Genomic DNA, 3,358 nt, shown 5'->3' on the forward strand with positions numbered 1-3,358 from the left:
AAAGAGCAAAGAGCAAAGAGCAAAGAGCAAAGAGCAAAGAGCTAGGCGCGCTGTGCTTAGCGCGGTTTCAAATCAAGCCGACGCAGGTGACAAGTCACTTCCTCCCGGTCGTGATACAGCTGCTTGCAAGCAATCGACACCCGAATTTTGCGTGCCTTGAACGTCGCCTCCATGCGGTCGAGCAGCCGCCGTACTTCGGCATAGCGCTGCTTCATCGGCAATTTCAAGTTGACCACCGCCTCGCGACACAGTCCCTCCCCCAGCCAGGTCTCGATCAGTGAGGTAGTACGCGCCGGCTTCTCGACGATGTCGCACACCATCCAGTCCACCGGCTGCTTCGGCTGCCAGGTGAACCCATCAGCCATCAGGTGCTGAACCAGCCCAGTATCCATCAGGCTTTCGGCCATCGGCCCGTTGTCGATCGCCGTCACCAACATGCCACGGCGCACCAGCTGATAGGTCCATCCCCCCGGCGAGGCCCCCAGGTCGACGCCGGTCATGTCATCACCCAGGCGCTGTTCCCACTGCTCACGCGGGATGAACTGATGCCAGGCTTCTTCCAGCTTGAGGGTCGAACGGCTAGGCGCCTCGCGGGGGAACTTCAGGCGCGGAATCCCCATGGGCCACAACGCGCTGTTGTTGGCTGGGGCAACACCGACAAAGACCCGCCGGCCACTGATGAAGCTGAGCAGCAAGCGCGGCCGACTGGCATCGTCGACCAGCCGGCCGGCCTTCTCCAGCGCCTTGCGCAACGGCACTTCGAACTTGCGGCAGAAGGTGGACAATTCCTTGCCTTCATTGCTGTCCAGCACCTCCAGCCACAGGCTGCCGAACACCGGGAAATCGGCCAGCTGCGACAGCAGCACACTGATGCGGTCAGTTTCCGGCAGCTCGACAAAACCACCACGGGCCCACTGCCGCGGGAAAATCAGCTGGTTGAAGCGCAGCTCCCCCATCAACCGCTCGGCACCGCCCTCCTCGCTGCAGACAAACTCGGCGCTGGCACTTTGCGGCTTGCTTTTGGCATAGCCGGAAACACCCAGGCGGGCGGCATGTTCGCTGATTTCGGCGCAAACCTCACCCTCGAAACCGGGCCGGCAATGCATGAACAGGGTATTCATTTCTCACTCCACTACGGCTGGCGCACCACAGGCGCCGGCAGGGCGGCGATGATAAAGGAAGTTCGGAACCTGCGACATGCCCCGCCGGTCCAGAAAAGGGTCAGTTAGGCGAAACCGGTCTAACCTGACCATTCAGCCAGGTCCGTGCCGTGCGGACCGATACAGAGCGGTGCTACCGGCAAACCGTGAGTAGTTGCCGGGCACCGGTGCAGAAGGAGTTGGCAATGCCCTCGCTCGATAGCCTGAACACGCTCAAGCCCCTCAAGGTCGGTGACCAGACCTACCACTACTTTAGCCTCACCGAGGCCGCCCGCCAGCTGGGTGACCTGCAGCGCCTGCCCATGTCGCTGAAGGTGCTGCTGGAAAACCTGCTGCGCTGGGAGGACGGCCATACCGTCACCGGCGACGACCTGCGCGCCCTCGCCCAGTGGCTGGGCGAGAGGCGTTCCGACCGCGAAATCCAGTACCGCCCGGCGCGGGTGCTGATGCAGGACTTCACTGGTGTACCGGCCGTGGTCGACTTGGCCGCCATGCGCGCCGCCATGGCCAAGGCCGGTGGTGACCCACAACGGATCAACCCGCTGTCTCCGGTAGACCTGGTGATCGACCACTCGGTGATGGTCGACCGCTACGGCACGCCGCAAGCCTTCAGCGAAAACGTCGACATCGAAATGCAGCGCAATGGTGAGCGCTACGCCTTCCTGCGCTGGGGCCAGAGCGCCTTCGACAATTTCCGCGTGGTGCCACCGGGCACCGGCATCTGCCACCAGGTCAACCTGGAGTACCTGGGCCGCACAGTGTGGACCCGTGAGGCCGACGGCCGCACCTATGCCTTCCCAGACACCCTGGTCGGCACCGACTCGCACACCACCATGATCAACGGCTTGGGCGTGCTCGGCTGGGGGGTCGGTGGCATCGAGGCGGAGGCCGCCATGCTCGGCCAGCCGGTGTCGATGCTGATCCCCGAAGTCATCGGCTTCAAGCTGACCGGCAAGCTGCGCGAAGGCATCACTGCCACCGACCTGGTGCTGACGGTGACGCAGATGCTGCGCAAGAAGGGCGTGGTGGGCAAATTTGTCGAGTTCTACGGCGACGGCCTGGCTGAATTGCCCCTGGCCGACCGCGCGACCATTGCCAACATGGCCCCGGAATACGGCGCTACCTGTGGTTTCTTCCCGGTCGACCAGGTCACCCTGGACTACCTGCGCCTGTCGGGCCGCCCCGAAGCGACCGTGCAGTTGGTCGAGCAGTACTGCAAGGCTCAAGGCATGTGGCGCTTGCCCGGCCAGGAGCCGTTGTTCAGCGACACGCTGGCACTGGACATGCACGAGGTCGAAGCCAGCCTGGCCGGGCCGAAACGGCCACAGGACCGCGTGGCACTGGGCCAGGTCAGCCAGGCCTTCGACCATTTCATCGAGCTGCAACCCAAACCACTGGCCAAAGAAGTTGGCCGCCTGGAAAGCGAAGGCGGCGGCGGTGTGGCAGTGGGCAACGCCGACCAGGCCGGTGAGATCGACTACAGCCATCAGGGCAAGACTCACACCCTGCGCGATGGCGCCGTGGTGATTGCCGCAATCACCTCGTGCACCAACACGTCGAACCCCAGCGTGATGATGGCTGCCGGGTTGGTAGCGAAAAAGGCTCTGGAAAAAGGCCTGCAACGCAAGCCTTGGGTCAAGAGCTCGCTGGCGCCGGGCTCCAAGGTTGTCACCGACTACTTCAAGGCAGCCGGGCTCACGCCTTACCTCGACCAGCTTGGTTTCGACCTGGTCGGTTATGGCTGCACCACCTGCATCGGCAACTCCGGCCCGCTGGACGAAGCGATCGAGAAGGCCATCGGCAGCGCCGACCTCACCGTGGCCTCGGTGCTATCGGGCAACCGCAATTTCGAGGGCCGCGTGCACCCCCTGGTCAAGACCAACTGGCTGGCTTCACCGCCGCTGGTCGTGGCCTATGCGCTGGCCGGTAGCGTACGCATGGACCTCACCCGTGATCCGCTGGGCACCGGCAAAGACGGCCAACCTGTGTACCTGCGCGATATCTGGCCCAGCCAGCAGGAAATTGCCGAAGCAGTGGCCAAGGTCGACACGGCAATGTTCCACAAGGAATACGCCGAAGTGTTCGCAGGTGATGCGCAGTGGCAGGCCATCGAGGTGCCACAGGCCGCCACCTACGTGTGGCAGGCTGACTCCACCTACATCCAGCACCCGCCGTTCTTCGACGGCATCGGCGGGCCG

Annotated in this window: 2 protein-coding genes; one reads left to right on the forward strand and one right to left on the reverse strand. The window is 63.7% G+C overall.

Annotation, left to right across the window (positions count from 1 at the left end; translation table 11 throughout):
- Positions 1-56: 56 nt before the first annotated feature.
- On the reverse strand, positions 57-1,121 hold the full coding sequence (gene rlmM / locus APH42_RS28615; RefSeq protein WP_012271321.1) for a 23S rRNA (cytidine(2498)-2'-O)-methyltransferase RlmM: 1,065 nt from the start codon (positions 1,119-1,121) through the stop codon (positions 57-59).
- Positions 1,122-1,345: 224 nt separating this feature from the next.
- Between rlmM and acnA the strand changes: the two genes are divergently transcribed.
- Positions 1,346-3,358 (forward strand): aconitate hydratase AcnA (gene acnA / locus APH42_RS28620; RefSeq protein ID WP_060494737.1); only part of this gene is annotated, 2,013 nt, incomplete at its 3' end.

Source organism: Pseudomonas sp. NBRC 111140 (assembly GCF_001320885.1).
Lineage (GTDB): Bacteria > Pseudomonadota > Gammaproteobacteria > Pseudomonadales > Pseudomonadaceae > Aquipseudomonas > Aquipseudomonas putida_P.

What these genes read in the sequence shown, in the direction of transcription:
- rlmM (WP_012271321.1), bottom strand. Translation starts at nt 1,121, where the DNA reads ATGAATACCCTGTTCATGCATTGCCGGCCCGGTTTCGAGGGTGAGGTT.